This is a genomic window from Microcoleus sp. F4-D5, from assembly GCF_036704885.1.
Taxonomy (GTDB): domain Bacteria; phylum Cyanobacteriota; class Cyanobacteriia; order Cyanobacteriales; family Microcoleaceae; genus Microcoleus.
Window position 1 is genome coordinate 150,871 of record NZ_JAUBSX010000004.1, and the last position, 18,881, is coordinate 169,751.

General features: G+C 44.7%; 11 protein-coding genes and 1 tRNA gene. 4 read left to right on the forward strand and 8 right to left on the reverse strand.

Going from position 1 to position 18,881, the window contains the following annotated elements:
* Positions 1 to 32 precede the first annotated feature (32 nt).
* Both QUA80_RS03695 and QUA80_RS03700 read left to right on the forward strand, forming a co-directional pair.
* Positions 33 to 1,535 carry an ATP-binding protein gene (locus tag QUA80_RS03695; protein WP_333421518.1) on the forward strand — a complete coding sequence of 501 codons (1,503 nt, stop codon included), beginning with the start codon at positions 33 to 35 and terminating at the stop codon, positions 1,533 to 1,535.
* Positions 1,536 to 1,657: 122 nt separating this feature from the next.
* Positions 1,658 to 2,746: a response regulator gene (locus QUA80_RS03700; protein ID WP_333421520.1), complete on the forward strand. Its 1,089-nt coding sequence runs from the start codon at positions 1,658 to 1,660 to the stop codon at positions 2,744 to 2,746.
* 360 nt (positions 2,747 to 3,106) lie between these two features.
* Here the strand turns inward: QUA80_RS03700 and QUA80_RS03705 are convergent, their stop codons facing one another.
* The 4 genes from QUA80_RS03705 to QUA80_RS03720 form a co-directional block, all read right to left on the reverse strand.
* Complete coding sequence (locus tag QUA80_RS03705) at positions 3,107 to 5,713, reverse strand: PAS domain S-box protein (protein WP_333421522.1); 2,607 nt, start codon at positions 5,711 to 5,713, stop codon at positions 3,107 to 3,109.
* Entirely contained in the window at positions 5,710 to 6,105 is a 396-nt protein-coding gene (locus QUA80_RS03710; protein ID WP_333421524.1) for a response regulator, read from the reverse strand. Before QUA80_RS03710 ends, QUA80_RS03705 begins: the two co-directional genes overlap by 4 nt.
* 126 nt (positions 6,106 to 6,231) lie before the next feature.
* Complete coding sequence (locus QUA80_RS03715) at positions 6,232 to 7,668, reverse strand: response regulator (protein ID WP_333421526.1); 1,437 nt, start codon at positions 7,666 to 7,668, stop codon at positions 6,232 to 6,234.
* Positions 7,661 to 10,528, reverse strand: a complete 2,868-nt coding sequence (locus QUA80_RS03720) for an ATP-binding protein (protein ID WP_333421528.1) — start codon at positions 10,526 to 10,528, stop codon at positions 7,661 to 7,663. The genes QUA80_RS03715 and QUA80_RS03720 overlap by 8 nt, the downstream gene beginning before the upstream one ends.
* A gap of 367 nt (positions 10,529 to 10,895) precedes the next feature.
* On the opposite strand from QUA80_RS03720, the gene QUA80_RS03725 reads away from it, so the two are divergent.
* Positions 10,896 to 10,968: transfer RNA gene (locus tag QUA80_RS03725), tRNA-Arg, on the forward strand.
* A 55-nt stretch (positions 10,969 to 11,023) separates the two neighbouring features.
* Here QUA80_RS03725 and QUA80_RS03730 read toward each other — a convergent pair.
* From QUA80_RS03730 to QUA80_RS03745, 4 genes are all read right to left on the reverse strand, one after another.
* Positions 11,024 to 11,356 carry a hypothetical protein gene (locus tag QUA80_RS03730; RefSeq protein WP_333421530.1) on the reverse strand — a complete coding sequence of 111 codons (333 nt, stop codon included), beginning with the start codon at positions 11,354 to 11,356 and terminating at the stop codon, positions 11,024 to 11,026.
* A gap of 152 nt (positions 11,357 to 11,508) precedes the next feature.
* Positions 11,509 to 13,071 carry a circadian clock protein KaiC gene (gene kaiC / locus QUA80_RS03735; protein WP_333236704.1) on the reverse strand — a complete coding sequence of 521 codons (1,563 nt, stop codon included), beginning with the start codon at positions 13,069 to 13,071 and terminating at the stop codon, positions 11,509 to 11,511.
* A 144-nt stretch (positions 13,072 to 13,215) separates the two neighbouring features.
* Positions 13,216 to 13,530 carry a circadian clock protein KaiB gene (kaiB, locus tag QUA80_RS03740; RefSeq protein WP_333236707.1) on the reverse strand — a complete coding sequence of 105 codons (315 nt, stop codon included), beginning with the start codon at positions 13,528 to 13,530 and terminating at the stop codon, positions 13,216 to 13,218.
* Positions 13,531 to 13,719: 189 nt separating this feature from the next.
* The gene (locus QUA80_RS03745) at positions 13,720 to 14,655 is read right to left on the reverse strand and encodes a circadian clock protein KaiA (protein ID WP_333421532.1); all 936 of its coding nucleotides are present in this window, start codon (positions 14,653 to 14,655) and stop codon (positions 13,720 to 13,722) included.
* A 396-nt stretch (positions 14,656 to 15,051) separates the two neighbouring features.
* Here QUA80_RS03745 and QUA80_RS03750 point away from each other — a divergent pair, with 396 nt between their 5' ends.
* A complete protein-coding gene (locus tag QUA80_RS03750; RefSeq protein WP_333421534.1) occupies positions 15,052 to 18,282 on the forward strand; it encodes an ATP-binding protein in 3,231 nt (1,076 codons plus the stop codon).
* Positions 18,283 to 18,881: the final 599 nt, after the last annotated feature.

The following is an 18,881-nucleotide window of genomic DNA, read 5'->3' on the forward strand; positions in this document are numbered from 1 at the left end:
GTGAAAATTTTACAGTCAAAAATGTCAAAGTTATGTGGATTAAGATTCTGTTAGTAGAAGACAATCCGGCTGATGCTGATTTGCTTGCAGAACTGTTAGAAGTATCTGTGGGAGTCCAGTGGGAATTAGTGTCTGCTGAGTTCCTGCATGAGGCGATCGCACAACTGTGCAAACAATCTTTTGATGTAGTTTTGCTCGACCTTTCTTTGCCGGACAGCCGCGGTTTGGAAACTTTAACTCGCCTGCGAGAAGTTGCCCCGGATACGGCAATGGTCGTAATGACGGGCTTGGATGATGAGGCGATCGCATTTGAATCAGTTCGCTTGGGAGCTCAAGACTATATTGTTAAAGGTCATATTACTACTCAATTATTAGTGCGGACGATCCGCTACGCGATCGAACGATCTCAAACATTTCAAATGCTCAGGGAAAGCGAGCGGCGCTTTCGGGCGATTTTTGACTCTTCGTTTCAGCTAACAAAACTGCTGACTCCCGAAGGAATCGTGCTGGAAGTGAACGAGACAGCCCTCGATTTTGCCGGATTGCGATCGGAGGATATTGTCGGCCGCCCGATTTGGGAAATGGCGGTTTGGGCCGAGTCGCTACAGGTTTCCGAACAATTGCAGTGCGCGATCGGCAAAGCAAGTCAGGGCGAGTTTTTCCGCAGCGAACTCGACTTGTTAGGCAAAAGCGGCCAAATTATGACAGTTGATTTCTCACTGAAACCTGTTAAAAATGAAACAGGACAAGTTTTGCTGCTGATTGCTGAAGCCCGTGATATTAGCGATCGCAAACGAGCAGAAGCGGAAATTCTCAAAGCCCTCGCGCGAGAAAAGGAACTTTCAGAACTGCGAGCTAAATTTGTGACAATGGTTTCTCACGAGTTCCGCACCCCCTTGACAACCATCCAATTTTCGGCTGGATTGCTGCAAGATTACAGTTCTCAGTGGCCCGAAGATAAAAAATCTACTCATTTTGTGCGGATTCAATTAGCAATTAAACGCATGACAGAGTTACTAGAAGATATCCTCGTAATTGGCAAAATCGAAGCAAATACCTTGCATTTTCAACCGGTTTCCTTAAACCTAGAAAAATTTTGCCGTCAACTGGTAGAAGAGCAGCAGCTAAACGACAGCAACCAACACCCGATCGCTTTTCTACATGAAGGGGGCAACTGCGACGCTCAAATGGATGAAAAACTGCTGCAGCAAATCTTGGGAAACGTCCTCTCCAATGCCCTAAAATATTCTCCCGCCGCCAGTACAGTTTCCTTGCAGCTCAAATGTCAAAACAAAGAAGCTGTTTTCCAAGTTCAAGATCGGGGTATCGGTATTCCTCAAGCCGATATAGAGCGGATATTAGAAACTTTTTACCGAGCTACAAATGTCGGCACTATTTCGGGAACAGGTCTCGGTTTAGCAATTGTCAAAAGGGCTGTGGAGCTTCACGGCGGCGAACTAGCGATCGACAGTCAAGAAGGAAGGGGCACAACTTTCACTATTACCTTGCCTTTAATTTGCGAACCCCGTCAATAACAACTGAATTATCAACTATATATCCGCAGATTAACGCTCAATAAAGCCTCTCAAACACACAATTATCAAGTGTACGAACTAGAAATTTTCTAACAAACTACTAACTACAATGAGGTATCACCGTGGCTAAGATTTTGGTAATAGAAGATGAAGAATCGATTAGAGAAAATATTTTAGATTTGCTGGAAGCCGAAAATTTTGAAGGAATGGGAGCGATTAACGGCAAAGTCGGCATCAAATTGGCGATCGAACAAATCCCGGATTTAATTTTGTGCGACATGATGATGCCGGAAGTGGACGGTCACGGCGTCATCAAAGCTTTGCGCTCCGAACCCTTGACTGCCACAATTCCGTTTATTTTCCTCACAGCCAAAGCCGACAAAATTGACGTTCGCACGGGCATGGAACTGGGAGCAGACGATTACATTACTAAACCTTGTACGCCGCAAGAATTGCTAAAAGCCATTGCTATTAGACTTGAAAAACAAAAAACAATTAGCAGGCAATCTCAAAAAACGCTAGACGAATTGCGCACTAATATTAGTATGTCGCTCCCCCACGAATTGCGGACTCCTTTGAATTCTATTCTGGGTTTTTCTGAGCTAATATTGTCAGAATATCAGGTTTTCGAGGAATCAGACATCTTAGAGATGATCGGTCAAATTCAAGATTCCGGTCATCGCTTGTATCGACTGATTCAGAACTTTTTGCTGTATGCAGAACTGGAGATAGCAGCCACAAATCCCGAACTGATCGAGGAGATGCGCAACAGCCAATTTAGCTGCGTAAAATCTTTGCTGACTGAAAAAGCCCGGCAGCAAGCAAAACACGCGAATAGAACAGACGATTTACACTTAAACTTGCAAGATGCATCCGTGGCTATTGATTCTGTCAGACTCACAAAAATTATTGAGGAACTGCTGGACAATGCCTTCAAATTTTCTTTAGAAGGAACGCCAGTTTTCTTAAGCACTTTGGTGGAAAATCAGACTTTTATTCTGTCTGTCAAAGACCGAGGCCGCGGCATGACTGCCGATCAGATTGGACAGCTAGAAGCTTACAGGCAGTTCGATCGCAAACTTTACCAACAAGCAGGTTTGGGATTGGGCTTGGCCATCGTTCAACGCCTTGCAGAATTGCACGGAGGAGAATTAAAAATAGTAAGTTTGCCGCAGCAAGAAACCATAGTTTGCGTTTCCCTGCCTGTCTAAACAATGATTGTACCAGCGGCCAAAAATAATGCAACTGTAGGCAAATTCCAAAGCGAGCATCTCATGTTTGTAAAAAAACTTCTTCTGGGTTTTTCCTTCTGACTCTTTCCTCTTGCCTCCTGCCTCGCAGCAAGAGAGCCTCAAAACTCCAATTTCTAGCTGGGCTGCTTTCATTGAGATGATCCCAACTCCAAACCCTTCTGGAATAAGCTGTTGCGGGATTTAAGTTGTCTGTCAAAAAACAATAAAACAATGAGTGGGGAGTAGGGGTTGGGCCAGAAAGCCCGCCCAGAACAGCCAATTTAAATGCGCGACAGCTTAAGTCATTCCCACTTCTCAAATCTCAACTCTAAAATGGTATTATGCAGAAGCGATCGCTCCTTTCAGGCACCGCTGCATATAAATTTGAGCTACCTTATCATTAGGGTTGATTTCCAAGCAGGCTGAAAACAATCTTATAGCTTCGCCACAGTTGTCACTATTGTAGAGTACCAAAGCTTGCTCGAAGATTGTCTTTGTCTCTAACTTTTTCTGTCGTAACTCTGGAGGATCGGCAGCAAATACTTCATAAACTGTTACCATTCGCGATTTGCCTTTAACTGTTACGCGATCGATCAACCTCAAATCATAAATATCGTTTAACTGTATAAAAGTATGGTGAGTAATTAACATCGAAACTTCATACTCTTTCGTCAAAGTTTCCACGCGGGAGGCTAAGTTTACCGCATCGCTAATCACCGTGCTGTCCATCCGACTTTGGCCGCCAACCGTGCCTAACATCAAAGAACCCGTATTGATCCCTATGCCAATTTGCAGCGGCGGGCGATCCGGTCCATTGCGACTAATATTATACTCGTTAAGCTGTTCTAGCATAGCAATTCCCGCTTTCACAGCATCGTCCGCACTGCCATTAAACAGTGCCATAATCGCATCGCCAATGTATTTATCAATAAAACCAAAATTGTCAGTAATTGCAGGTTCCATCCGCGACAAATAACCATTAATAAATTTGAAATTTTCTTCGGGATTCATCGTTTCAGAAAGAGCAGTGAAATCGCGAATATCTGAAAACAGCACCGACATTTCTTTCTGTACCTGATCGCCTAATTTGACTTCCAGAATACTTTCATATCCCAGAAAGTGGAGAAATTCGTGCGGCACAAACCGCCCGTAAGCATCTGTTAATTTTTCTTCCGCTGCTAAAGCTTTTTCCAACTCGTCTGTGAATTGACGGCGCTCGGTTTCTACCTCTTGACGTTCTGTGATGTCTTGAAAGGCGGCGATCGCGTAAACGATGTTTTTCCTTTCGTCGTAGATTGGAGTCGCCCAAACCTCGATCGGCACAATCCGATCCGAGCCATGAATTTCTATATCATCCATACGCACAAATTCTCCCCCCAACGCCCGAACAATCGGTTGCCGATCCCTCGGATACAATTGATTAGTTCCAGCGTCGTAAAAATGATAAGCTTCAGGAAATTTGTCAGTACCCACATCCGAAATTAAATCTTGGGCTAGTATCCTTTCGCCCCAAGAATTCATGTAAAAAAGTTTACCCTGACCATCTACAACAACTATTCCTACCGGCATTGCTTCCAGGAATTGAGTTAATCGGCTTTCGTTTTCTGACAGGGCTTGATTTAACTTTTCTTCTGCTGCCAAAGCTTTTTCTAAATCATTAGTAAACTTGATTCGTTCCACTTCCACCTGTCTTTGCAAAGTAATATCCTTAGCAAAACCCTGATAGTAAAGGACTTCACCGTTAGCATCATAAACTGTGCGCGCATACTCAGAAATCCAGATAATGCTGCCATCTCGACAGTAAACCTGAGACTCAAACTCACACAGAGTACCGTGCTGTTTCATCAGCGCCAGAAACTCTTGACGGCGGTTCGGTTCCACGTACAATTGCTGCTGAATATCATTAATACTTTCTATCAATTCTGACGGGGAATCGTAGCCGTAAATTTCTGCCAGAGCAGGATTTGCACTGATAAAATGTCCGTCCGGCGTCGTCTGAAAAATACCTTCTAGAGCATTTTCAAATATCCCGCGATACTTCTCTTCAGCTTGAATTAGCGCCACTTCAGCTTGTTTGCGTTCAGTTATGTCAGTAAAAGCAATAATCGCATAGGAAATGTCGCCTGTAGAATCATAAATTGGAGTCGCCCAACTCTCTACAGGAATAATCTTATTAGCTGTACGAATTTCTACATCCTCAGTCCGCACATTTTCGCCCCGAAGCGCCCGCATAATTGGCAATTCTTCCACGGGGCATCTCTGATTAGTTCCCGCTTTATAAAATTGATAAATTGCTGCTTTTTGCTCAGAATTAATATGCGGCACAGTGCCTTTGCCAAATACCTCCCGCGCCTTCTGATTTGCGTAAAAAGATTGACCGTTCGCATCAAGCACGCACACCCCTAACGGCATAGCTTCCAGGTATTGCGTCAACCGACTTTCGTTTTCGTGGAGTTGGGCAATCAGCATTGCCTGCTTGCGGTTTAATTTTACCAACTCCTGATTCATCTGCTGAAGTTCTATTTGTTTTTCAGCTAATTGTTTATCTTGAAAGTATCTGTATATTGCTTCAGTAACAGTTAATTTTAAGTCATCACATTGCCAAGGTTTAGGTATGTATCGGTACAATTTAGCATAGTTAATAGCATTGGCTACCGCCTCCAAATCTGCCTGCCCGGTCAGCATAATCTTGAGAGAGTTAGGTGAGATACCATGAACGCTCCTTAATAGCTCGTCTCCTTTCATATTAGGCATGATATGATCGGAAATAACCAAAGGAACTTCATAATCTTCAGCTAAAAGTTCTAACAGCAACTCTAAAGCTTCTTCGCCACTTTGGGCAGTTTCAATTAAATATTTTTCTTCAAATGCTTTTAGCAGGTCTATTTCCAGACTATCGAGTATAGTCTGCTCATCATCGACACAAATAATGACTGGTTTTTTCATAAATTTTCTAGACCAGACTTGATGGCTTCAATTAATTCTTGATTGTGCCAAGGTTTTGGTATTAAAGCATGAAGATTTGCTTGAATTTTTGTTTGTTCGATTGCTTGTTTATCTGCTTGCCCCGTCAGCATCACTGTCACAATTTGCGGATATTTTTGATGAATTTTAATCAGCAATTCATCTCCTTTCATCCCGGGCATCAACCAATCAGAGACAATCACTAAAATATTAACCTCTGCGTCACATAGCTCTTCAATAATCTCTAGGGCTTCGGCAGCACTTTCAGCAAATTCCCAAAGATATTTACCGTTAAATGCCTGTTGCAGTTCAATTTCCAGACTTTCCAACACCGCTACTTCATCGTCAACACACAAAATTGCTGGTTTAGACATCGCTAGTTTCCTTCTTTAGTGTGGCAGGATCAACTCTATAGGTAAGCACACCGTTTTCCAAATTCTACATTCTGCGCGGTTAGACTGCAAATTTTTAGCCTCAGACTTCAGTCTCCGGCGCTTTACCTACTCAGTTAAATTAATCGGCAAATACACTGTAAATTCAGTTTGACCGGGCACAGACTCCACATCAACTTTACCCTGATGTTTCTCAATTATTTTTTTGACAATATCCAATCCCAATCCGCTGCCTTCTCCCGCAGGTTTCGTAGTAAAAAACGGCTCAAAAATTTTCATAAAAATCTCCGGTGGAATCCCCTTACCGCTGTCACTAATTTTTACCATAATGCTGGTATCTTGCTGTACCGCGTCAATTGTTAAAGTTCCTTGATTGTCCATCGCTTGTAAGGCATTGTGAATTAAATTTGTCCAAACTTGATTGAGTTCGTCGGGATAACACAGTACCGCCGGCAATTGAGCTTGATAGTTTCTGACGACTTCCACACCCTGCTTGATCTGGTTCTGATAAAGAGTTAATACAGTTTCAATTCCATCGGTAATATTAACCTGTATTTTTTCCCCCTTTACATCGTAACGCGCATAATTTTTTAGGGCAAATACGACTTTTGCTGCCCGTTCAGTAGCGGTAGCGATCGTTCGCGCGCTTCTATGAATGCTAGCAAATTGGTAGGCTGTTTTTATAATATTTTGGCTGTCTGGATCATTGAGCAACGGCAAGAATTCTTGCAGATTTCCCTGCAATCCGATATTGACTAAAATACTAGCAAGGCTGTCAGCATTGTCAACTCCTTGCGACTCTAGTTGCTGCTTGACGCATTTTTTAAATTCCCGTTTTTCTCGGGTTGATAAAGAGTAATTTTGTTGACTAGAAGTGTACATCAAACGCAAGAAATCTTGCTGGCGTTCGGCTGACAGTTCTTTAAAAAAAACTGGCAAACTTTCGAGATTTTTATCCAAAAAGCTGGTAATATTTCCAATAGACGATCGAATCGCCCCCAGCGGCGTATTAATTTCGTGAGCAATGCCCGCAATCAGTTGCCCTAAAGCGGCCATTTTTTCCGATTGCACTAATTGATTCTGAGTAGCTTGCAGTTGCTCTAAAGTGAGGGTCAGTTCATCGTTTTTTTGTTGGAGCTTTTTTTGCAACTGGCACATTGCTAAATGGGTTTCTACCCTAACTAGAACCTCTTCCACCTGAAATGGCTTGGTAATATAATCAACCCCGCCCACAGCAAAGGCTTTGACCTTATCGAGTACGTCATTGATCGCGCTAATAAAAATTACCGGAATGTCGCGAGTGCGTTCATCAGCTTTGATTTTTTCGCAAACTTCGTACCCATTCATTTCGGGCATCATAATATCCAGCAAAATCAAATCGGGAGGCATACCTTTTGCCGCCGAAAGTGCTAACTCCCCGCTAGGTACGGGGCGGACTTTATAGCCCTTGCCATTCAAAATTCCGGCTAGCAGCCGCAAATTAGCTGGGGTGTCGTCAACTACTAAAATATTACCGCGATCGGTGCTGAGAAGGTCATTATTCATTTGATATTGTTTGAGATATTAACTTTAAAACTTTGTCGTACTCGAAATTTTCTATACAATTCGCGATCGCACCTGCCGTTACTGCATCCTTTAATAGAATTTGCTCGATCGATCTATCAATTACATCCATATCTGCATTCAGTATCGCCAGCCTTAAATCAGCTATCAGCGACTCAGGCAATTTCACGAAATCAGCCGCAGTCATTTCCCGATCGCCCTCTTTGATTGCCGATAAATTAGCTTGACCCGGATCTTCATAAATATAGCGCACTCCGATATGTTTGTGCAGAGTATCAAAAATATCCGCTTCCCGGAAAGGCTTCCTCATAAAAGCATCGCATCCCGCCGATAAAATAACTGCCCGTTCTTCCTCCAAAACGCTCGCAGTCAGCGCAATAATCGCAGTAGCTTGACCTTTAATAGTGCTTTTAATGTATTGCGTAGCTTCGTACCCGTCCATCACGGGCATTCTCATGTCCATCCAAATTAAATGCGGTTCCCAACTATCCCAAATCTCAATAGCTTCTTGACCGTTAGTAGCTTCTTTCAGTTCAAAACCCAGAGGATGGAGGATTTTAATTAACAGTTGGCGGTTGAGCGGTTTATCGTCTACTATCAAAATGCGATAGGTGTGTTGGTTGGGAACCAGGGCAATAACATTCCGGCTCGGTTTTGGGCTTTCAATATCAGCTGCATCGACCGCAATAACTTGAATGTCAAACTTAAAATTAGTTCCCTTACCAACAGCAGAACAGACGCTCATTTCGCCGCCCATTAATTCCACAAATTTGCGGCTGATTGGCAATCCCAAGCCAGTACCTTCTTGGGAATCTTTGCCTGTCTGAGTTTGCACGAAAGCTTCAAAAAGATCGTCTAATTCATTGGTAGCAATACCGGGGCCAGTATCTTCTACTTCAAAATGAAGGAAGAAGGAAGAGGCAGAAGCTGCCTCGTCATTTTGGGGTGCAAAAATATGATTTTCCGACTGATTAAGTTGAGATATCTTAATACCATTACTTGGGGTAATTTCTGTATTTGTTGAGGGTTCAAGGCAATCATTTTTTTCCCCTTCTGCCTGCTGATTTATGCCGGACGACAGTTTGCTAACTCTGACCGATACACCGCCATCATCAGTAAATTTAAGAGCGTTATTGAGCAGATTAATTAAGATTTGCCGCAATTTTAAATCGTCAGTTTTTACGTATTGTGGCACGTCTGGGCTGCGCTCAAAAACTAACTGCAATTGCTTGTCATCTGCTTTGAGTTGAAACATATCTTCCAAGTCGTTTAGCAGGCGATAGAGGTCGAATTTTTGGGGATTGAGGGTAGTGCGCCCCGATTCAATTTTAGATAAATCCAGCACGTTATTAATCAGGGTGAGCAGGTGTTCTCCGCTGCTGCTAATTATGCTAATATTTTCTTGATTTTCTGGGGATAGAGTTTGGCTGCGAGTCATCAGTTGGGAAAAGCCGAGAATTGCATTGAGAGGCGATCGCAATTCGTGGCTCATGTTAGCAAGAAAGGTGCTTTTAGCTTGATTCGCTACTTCCGCTTTGTCTTTAGCTACAGCCAATTGTGCCGTCCGCTCTTGCACTCGCTGTTCTAAAGTTTCAAAAGATTGTTGCAGTTGTTGAGCCATGCTGTTAAATGACTTGGCTAATTCCCCCAATTCATCCGAGCGTTCGCTTTCTACTGTTTTGTCCCATTCACCTTTAGCAATATTTTTGGCTGCTGCATTTAAGCTCAAAATAGGATTTGTCACCCACCGAGAAGTCAGAATGCCGATCGCCACAGCTACTCCTAAAGCTGCAAAACAAAGCAAAACCGCTGTGCGGGTATTGGCATCGATTTCTTTGGTGAAATCTGCTTCGGGAACAACTACGACAATCAGCCAGTCTAAACCTTTGCCGTCTTGGAACGGCAAGACTTTTAAAAATTGTCGCTTCCCATCTATTTCAAATTTCAATAACTCTGAATTTTGAATTTGGTTGAATTGGTTAAAATGTGCATTCAAATATTTAGCTGTAGCTTGAGTAAAATGGTTGCTGCTTTCTTCCACTTTAAACAATTGTTTTTCATTATTTTTGGTGCGAAAGGGTTTTTCGCTGGTGGAAGTTGCTAACAAAGTACCCTGGCGATCGGTAATAAATGTTTGACCGGATTTACCAACTTTGAGACTGTTGAGAAATATCCCAAGATGGTCGAGACGCAAGGCAGTAGATAATACTCCTTCTAGCTGATTTTTTTCGCTGTATGCGGGTTGGAGAGCGCTGATAATTAATGTCGGTTCTAGTAAGGAAACATAAACCGAACTCCAAGTGGGCTTGCCTGCTTTTACTGCACTTTTGTACGCAGGATGCTGTCGGTTATTAAAGTTTTTGACAATGGTGGCAACTGTAGTGCGATCGCCTCGCTCGTTTGTATTGTAAGAATAAAAATTTAACCCAGTAGATTTCTCTATCACATTCATCGTTCGGGAGCCGTTAGACATTTGTTCACCGGATCGATAATCTCCCTTCTCGTTGCTAACGGAGGTATAATTGATATAGGGATATAATTGTACTTGCCGCCAAAGATATTTCTCCCAAGCTGATAAGTTGTCCATCTTTAACAACCCGAGCTTGACAGCATCCAGCTTGGTTTGATTAATTTGATGGGGAGTTGTCAGGTAAACTTGCAGGTTTTGCTCGACACGCAAACTCACCTCGCTCATTAACTGATTGGCAAGGTTATTAACTGCTGTTTGTCCGTTTCTAAAAGACAGATATCCTACGAGTCCCACAGCTCCCACGATTTGCAGTACAAATGGAACTATGAGAACAGTTCGCAGCGGTAATTTGTCTGACATTTTAGAAACCATAAGATTCAGAGGTTTGGTGAACTCAGCCTAGAACCGTCCTTGCAGAGCCAGTCTTAACAGTAGCGCCATTTGCTGCCGACTAGCTAGAGGGAATTCATGGGGGCTATATTAGCCGTGGTAGATGCTCAACCCCGATCGAATGTGAACCTAATTTTTGCTAGATTAAAGGCTGTTATTTTACCCCATTGTCGTATTATTTTGATAATTTAGGTAGAATTTTTAGTCCCCGGCTTCGAGAACTACCTAATAAACGCGATCGCGCGGGCGAGTTCAACCCCGGTAGGCCAAGCGATTTGGAGGCCGGCCAGGAAATTTGCGATCGGCACTCGCCATTTTCCGGAAGACGTGTTATACTCTGAAAAGTTGAGGGCACGTAGCTCAGTGGATAGAGCATCAGGTTCCGGTCCTGAGGGTCGGGGGTTCAAATCCCTCCGTGCTCATTTTATATTTGTTTTGCGCGACAAGGGTTTCAGGTTAATTGTATTACCTTGCGTCCTATTTTCCGCTCAAATTTCGCTCCCATCTCTTCCAATTATCTCCAAAACCAGCTCCATGTCTGCCAAGTTTGCCCCGGACTTTTTGCACCGGGCTTTCAACATTCCTGGGGTTTTTGTCGGAATCAAACTTTTTAGCTTTTTCCTGTTTTCCCATAGTTTTCCAAGCTTCCTTTAACCGCTCAAGCTGAATAAAAGTCTCTGCCATCCGCTCGTGTTCAGCATCTTGCATTTCCTGCAACTGCTTCAGCAAAATCCCTTGCCTGCTGCTGTCGGTACTGGGGTGGCAGATGTCGGCTTTGTGTTTAATGAGATACGCTTGGGCATTGGGCATCGATCGGATTGCAGCTCACTTCCTTAATAACCGCTATAACAGTCACAAAATCACTAACTGGGAAAAATTCCGTGTTATTTTGTGCAAAACAATCAAAAATTTGGGTTGAGCAGCCTCACCCTACCTACTTTGAATCAAGAATCACTGCTAACTCAAATATCTTCATCCTCTTCACCTTGCACCCCCTGAAGAATCCGCGATAGCTCACTCTTCTCATTAACCGTAATCCGAGTGGGAGAACCGCTGATAATCCGTTCGTAACCGCGGAACGAATCTTTAATTTGCGGCCCTCTTTCAGTAATCGTGTATTCCCGAATTCCTTTGTCGTGCCAGGAACCGCGCATCTTAAACACATTAATTGCGCGCGACATTTCGCCTCGAATCTCTACATATTGAAGCATGATAATCGTGTCAGTAATCGTAGAAATATGCGAGTCCGTAATCGAATGAGAACCCATAAACTGGTCGCTTGTATTCGTGAAAAAGCCGGTTATTTCTTCCTGCTTTGCAAAACCCGTTACTCCGATCACAAATTGCCTGAAAGCATTATTGCTGACACCCCTAGCTAAAGCCGACAGCGAGTCTATTGCAATTCGAGAAGGTTTGAACTCAGCAATTTCTGATTTAATAGTCTGCAAGTGGTCTTCCAAACCCGCAGATTCCGGGTAAGTACACAGCAGCTTCAGCATTCCTTTCTGTTCCATTTCCTCAAAATCAATACCCCAAGAATAAGCATTGCGGAACAACTGAGCTCGCGACTCTTCATAGGCAAACAACAGCGCCCGATTCCCGTTCATACAAGCATTCTGCAAGAACTTGCTCACCAACAGCGTTTTCCCGGTTCCCGTCGCACCCGTAGCCAAAATAATCGAGTCTTTAAAGAAACCGCCACCGCACATCTCGTCGAGAGTTTTATCGCCGGAAGAAACCCGCACGTTAGAAGACTTTTGAGTTAATCGCATCGCCCCCAAGGGGAAAATATTAATTCCCTCATTAGTCATAGTAAAGGGATATTCGCCCTTCATGTGAGTTGTACCCCGCAACTTCAAAATTTCCATGGTGCGGCGGCGGCGTTCTCCTTCCAAAACGTTCCGAACAATCACTACATTATCCGACACAAACTCTTCCACCCCAAATCGCGCCACCGGGCCGTATTCTTCGAGCCGTTCGGTAGTCATAACTGTAGTTGCTCCTACTTGTTTGAGGCGCGCAACTAAGCGAAAAATTTCTCGGCGTACTACCGATGCAGCGTCGTACTGCTGAAATACGGCCGTCACGGAATCTATAGAAACGCGCTTGGCTTTGTACTTGCGAATTGCGTACTGAATCCGCTCGATTAAGGCAGATAAGTCAAAATTTCCCACGATGTCCTGACCTTCGGGATCGGGGGAAGCGTCCAAAATAAATAGCTTGCCTTCCTCGATCAACTGTGCCAAATCCCAACCGAAACTGCAAGCATTTTTAATAATATCTGTTGGAGATTCTTCAAAAGTTACGAGCACTCCAGGTTCGTCAAAATGGGTGATTCCGTTATAGATAAATTGTACTGCAAATAAAGTTTTTCCCGTTCCTGAGGTGCCGCTGACGAGCGTGGTTCTGCCGATTGGCATTCCGCCGTGACTGATGTCGTCGAAACCCTCAATCATCGTGCGAATTTTTTGAACTCCTGCCGTTACCAATTTTTCTGGTTGCACCGTTTGACTAATTTCATTCATGTCGATTTTTGTCAACTCTCAGTATTCTTTAATTGTCACTCATTAACCGCAGCTCATGAGTCTTTGTACCCAGCTTTTAGTTTGGACTTTTGCTCAATAACTCATGACTGCTGACTGCTGACTAATGACTGTCATCTGATTATCTTATGAATTTAGGTCTTCTTCGCGAAGTTCTTCATAGAGCAAGTCTAATCCTATCAGAACTTTCTCGCGATCGGACAAATCGCCAATAATTTTTCGCACCGGCGGCGGCAGGATTTTGGCCAGCGTCGGGGTTGCCAATATTTTGTCCTCTTCTGCTAGCTGAGGATTTTTGAGAACGTCTATGACTTTCAGTGCGTAGACTCCTTGAAATTCTTGTTCTAGGATGTCCTTTAGGGTTTTCAAAGCTCGCACTGAGTTGGGAGTATTTCCCGCAACATACAGCTTCAGAACGTAGGTTTTCTTCAGAGCACTCATGAACTTGTTTAAAGATTGAGTATTAGTTGTCAGATGTTAGTTGTAGTTGTTATTTGTCTTAAATCCGCTGTTCTTTGTTATTTTATAATAATTTCAGCCTCGCGATGCCGCGGCCGAATGTCTTCTCCTTTCTGCTTTGTTAAATTTTATCTTCTACCTTCTTTTTTCTTAAATTCAGCAGAATCGCTTCTACCTTTTACCTTGAGATGCCTCTTTCGGAATCGATCGCCTGTACATCTCGCACATATGAGCGATCGCGTCAATTAGAGTCAAGCGGTAATCGAGCAATATTTCCTCGCTGCGCCCTTCTAATTTTAGCTGTTTGGCGAACTCGTCCATCAATTCCATGTGAATTTCCACAATTTGAGTCACAGGCACATCAGCAAAAAAAGCCAAATTCACAAATTCATCTATTTGATTGTTGACTGCAGGATCTTGAGAAAAATAATTCAAAACGATTTCGCGATAGCTGGACTTCAGTTGCTCCAAAAACTTTTGCTTCTCTGGCCCTGACAGATTTCGCAAAAAAATCTGGGAATTTCTTTTATAATACACACCTAAGTATCCTAATCGTTCCCGTAATTTTTCGGCAAGTCGGCGCTGTTGTCGGCTTAGCAAACTTTGAGCAGTCAATTGGGTCGTGGCATCGACCATTGCCGATGGGTCATCGACAGGAACCGGAGTTGAAAGTTTCAAAAATTGTGCGATCGCCCGATCTATAGCCGCAGCTATTTCGCTCGATCGAGCGGTTGCTAGTTGCACCTCAGCAGGATGGTAAAAAAAAGCACAGCTTTGCCCACTTCTGTTCTCGGCGGTACTGGCTGCAGCCTCAAAAGCATCTGAACCTGGTGCAATCGGCCTTCCATCCTCCCCCGGCTGAGGCGAAAAAATTACCGCAGGCAAAAAGAGCGATCGTTCTTGCAGCTTGCTCAGAAGCGATCGCAGATCCGGATTGTCCTCAAAAACCAAACAATCAAGGTGGTAATTTTGTTTCAGGAATCCCAAAAACTCCACCGCAGACTTAATGTGCGTTAAAGCATAGCGTTCGCCCTTCAAAAGCTCGATCGCAGACCCTGCGATATCATCAGAGCGGACAAAAATACCAATAGAAAGTTGCGGAAGCAAAGCTGTAGGTGAACTACCTAAGTTGCCCGAAAGTGCTGGATCGCTCAGAGTTGATATCTCCTTTACAAAAAACTTAACATTTTCACAATCATCTCAACATTTATTTTAACCAATCTTAACCGCAAAATAGGCGATAAGCTTGTAGCACAGTAATAATCAAATTGTACTTCTTGGTTGTTATGTCAAGCACCCTGAGCGTGATTTCTGCAATTAAGCTTAAGCCTTAGAATACTTGCTAGTCGCCTCAAATCAGGTGCAGGCATCGAACTGGTAGGTTTCGCAGCAGATCCCGGGCCCTTGAGCGTACTGATATAAAACAAATAAGATACAAAAATTCGCAGCTACATTGGGTATCAAAAATATTACTGCTATAGATAGCAGACTCTCAGGTTTGTTATGTCAACCACCAGCCCCAGTCTCAAAAATTTTATCGAGCTAGTGCCGCTGTGCCGACTGACGGCGGCGCTAGAATCACTGCGGTCAATTTTCAGCTCCTGCAACTGCGATCGAGTCGCAATAGTCAACGAACAGCTACAGCCCCTGGGATTAGTTTACCTCCGCAGCCTTTGGGCCCGCGCGGACGATCGAACAGACGACGGGCAGGAACCTTTGTCAGAAAGCCCGATCGCGATCGAAGCAATCAGGGCAGTACCCGCGGCTCTGAGCGTCAGCGAATTCTGGCAGTACCTGCAAACAGAGGGACTGAACACCCCAGCCCGGCCAAACAACGAAACTGCCTGCAGCTCCTCAAACAGCCCGATCGCCCTCACAGATGCCAGCGGTCAATTTTTAGGAATGCTAGACAGCCTGAGCCTGCTGCAATTCGCCGCACTCAACAGCAGCTCGACCGGCAGCCTCACAGACCAGACAACAGCCGTCAAAGAAATAGAATTAAGGCCAGTTTCCGAAGCCATCGCCACGGCCCTAGACGCTCAAATGCGCTTTCTAGAAGCAGGATTGAAACCTTCGGAAAACCTCAACTCCCTAGTCCAACTGTTGGAAAAACTGCCCCTGCCCCTGAGATTGCAAACCCCTACCGCACAAATAGTCAGCCAAAACGCAGCGTGGCGGATTTTGCTGGGAGCAGGCCCAGAACCAGTTCCAGAACCAGCAGCAAATTTGGGCAAACACTCGCCCCGCAAACCTAGCCATTTAACAAGCGAATACCAGAGCGTGCAGTTAGAGGCTATCACCAAAGAATGCAGGAGCCTAGTAGGAGCACGTAGTTCGGGCGATCGCGATTCAACAGCAGCCACCAGTTGCCCGCTGCCCTTGTACGCCGCCGCCTCCCCCTCAACCTTAACCGCTCCAGCTTGGTGCCCCACCGCCGGCAAACCAGATACCTATATTTGCGACTGCCCCATACAAAAAGGCCAAGAACGGATCTGGCAATTTGTCAAACAACCGCTTTCAGAGCAGCTAATTTTAGTAATGGGACAAGATGTCACCGAAGAACATTTAGTCGCCAAAGAACTAGCAGCGAAAAACGCAGATTTAATCCACCTCAACCGGCTCAAAGACGAATTTTTATCCTGTATCAGCCACGAACTAAAAACCCCGCTCACCGCCGTCCTCGGTTTGTCCAGCCTCCTCAAAGATAAATTGATCGGAGAACTCAACGACCGCCAAACACGCTACGCCAAACTAATCCATAAAAGCGGGCGGCACTTGATGACCATAGTTAACGACATTTTAGACTTGACCCGGATGGAAACCGGGCAGCTAGAACTAATTCCCGAAGCAGTCGAAATAGCATCAACTTGCCAAAGAGCCTTTGAACAAGCAAAACAACAGCAACAGCAAGAAGAAAAAAACCCTCCCATTCCGAGCAAAACGGACGGTACAGCAAACCCAGAACCCTCCGCCCAAATAGAATTTACACTCGAAATAGAACCGGGATTGAGCCAATTAATTGCCGACGAACTGCGGCTGCGGCAAATGCTGGTTAACCTCCTTTCCAATGCCCTAAAATTCACCGAACTCGGCGGCAAAATCGGATTAAAAGTAAATGTTTGGGAAGGCTGGATTGCATTCACAGTGTGGGACACTGGCATCGGCATCCCCGCCGACAAACAGCATCTGATCTTTCAGAAATTCCAACAGCTAGAAAGCCCCCTCACCCGCCGCTTTCAAGGAACCGGACTAGGACTGGTACTGACTCAACGCCTAGCTCGGCTCCACGGCGGCGACGTTTCGTTTATTTCCTCAGAAAATCAAGGCTCTCAATTTACCCTGCTGCTGCCGCCAAATCCTCCGGGAAACAGCGAAGAAGTCCCGGCATCTGGAGCCGACGAGGAAGAATTATTAAAACCCCAATATCACACTCCGATCGCCAATTCTCGCTCTCGTTTAGTATTAATAGTCGAAGCAGTTCCCAAATATATCGAAGACTTAACCAACGTCCTCTCAGGTTTGGGCTACCAAGTAATAGTCGCCCGTTCCGGCACCGAAGCCCTGGAAAAAGCCCGCAGGTTTAGTCCCGAAGCGATTTTCCTCAACCCGCTGCTGCCCCTGCTGTCGGGTTGGGACGTGCTGACGCTGCTCAAGAGCGACCCGGATACCCGATCGATTCCGGCGATTGTCACGGCCACCAGAGGCGAAAAAGAACGGGCCAGTGTCAACAGGGCCGAAGGCTTTTTGAGCTTGCCGGTGGAAGAACCCGCTTTGCGGCGGCTGCTGGCAGACTTGATCGGTCACAGTAATTCTAGTAGCGCCAAAGTCAGGAGTTCTTTAACCGTGTTGTGGCTCAGCCCGCAAAACAGTTCGTCTCAAGGTTCCGCTTTACTGCTCAACCCCAACTACTGCCGGGTTTTAGAAGCAGACGACCTCGGCCAAGCAGAACTCGTGGCCAGAATTTGGCGGCCCGACGCGATCGTCTTAGACGGTACGAGTCAACTGCAAAACCCCTTAGCTTTTCTCGAACAGTTAAGTCGGTCTCGAAATTTGGGTTCTCTCCCCTTGGTGACTTTAGACCCTCCAACTACGCAACTGGCAAATCAAGTCAAAGGATTGTCGGTATTTCCCTGTTTAGCCACTAGCAGTCCAGACGACTGTGAAACTTCACCAACCGGGTTAATGCCCAGTGCTTTGTGGCAAGTAATTCAAGTGGCTGCGGGCATGAGTTGGAAGCCCAGCATTTTATTTGCCGACATTTCGACTTTACCAGATTTGCACCGAACTTCTGGGGGGGACCCGACGGAAGAATTGGAACATTGCGATCGATCGACCGCATCCGAGATTCCCCTGCCTAATTCCCAGTTTTCTACTCCCAACCTTCAAGCTTTGATTCAGTACATCCAAACAGCAGGATTTCGAGGGTCGATCGCTCCCTGCTGGACAGAAGTTTTGCAGCAGTTGCAATATCAAAGCGTTGACCTAGTTTTGCTGTGCTTGCGAGATGCCCCCTCAGAATCAACCGCTATGCTGCAAGCGCTATCAAACTTGCGCCAAATGGCAGTCAAACTGCCAATTTTAGTCTGGGATTATCGGTCTGCTGTAAATTCCGAATCCGAGGCGATCGACTTTCTACTGCAAGAAGTATCTGCCAAAATTTTGCCTTCTTCCTTGTCTGCAGCACAATTGTTAGACAAAATTCAACAGGCTTTATTAACTCACTCAAGTTCTTGAAAATGAAGGATTTATCAGGTTGGTAGTGCGGAATTAACTCGTTTATAAGTCAGTAAAGATCGACTATTATTTATGAGTTAAAACAGAATTTTGTAGAGCTTTAACTGACAACCGCAAAGCCTTATTTATTAACTGATTCAAGTTTATAATAGCTCATAACTTTGCTTGTTTGTAGTGAGGTGATCGGTCGTCTATAAAACAGTGAATAAAAACGGCCATCCTGAATGTAAACATAATTTGAGAAGTATTGAACTGAAAACCCAGAAGTGTTGCGAGTCAAGAGGCCATATCAAAACTCAACTAAAACAGCAGGAGTCCCGCACTCTAACGGTACCCCGTTGAGTGTCGGAAGGAATGCACGTGAGGCTCAAGAGCTGAACAAATTATCTATAAACGCAGACAGAATCTCTTCAATACCTGATACAATCTTGTCATGAAACAAGTCCTGACAGTATCTTGCAAACTCCAAGTAGCGCCTGAGCAGTCCATCAAAATTGATGCAACCCTTCAGGCGTTCGCTAATGCTTGTGAATACGTGACTCAAACTGTGCCGCCAACTCTGACAAATGAATTGGCGATGCAATCCTTGGTAGATCGCG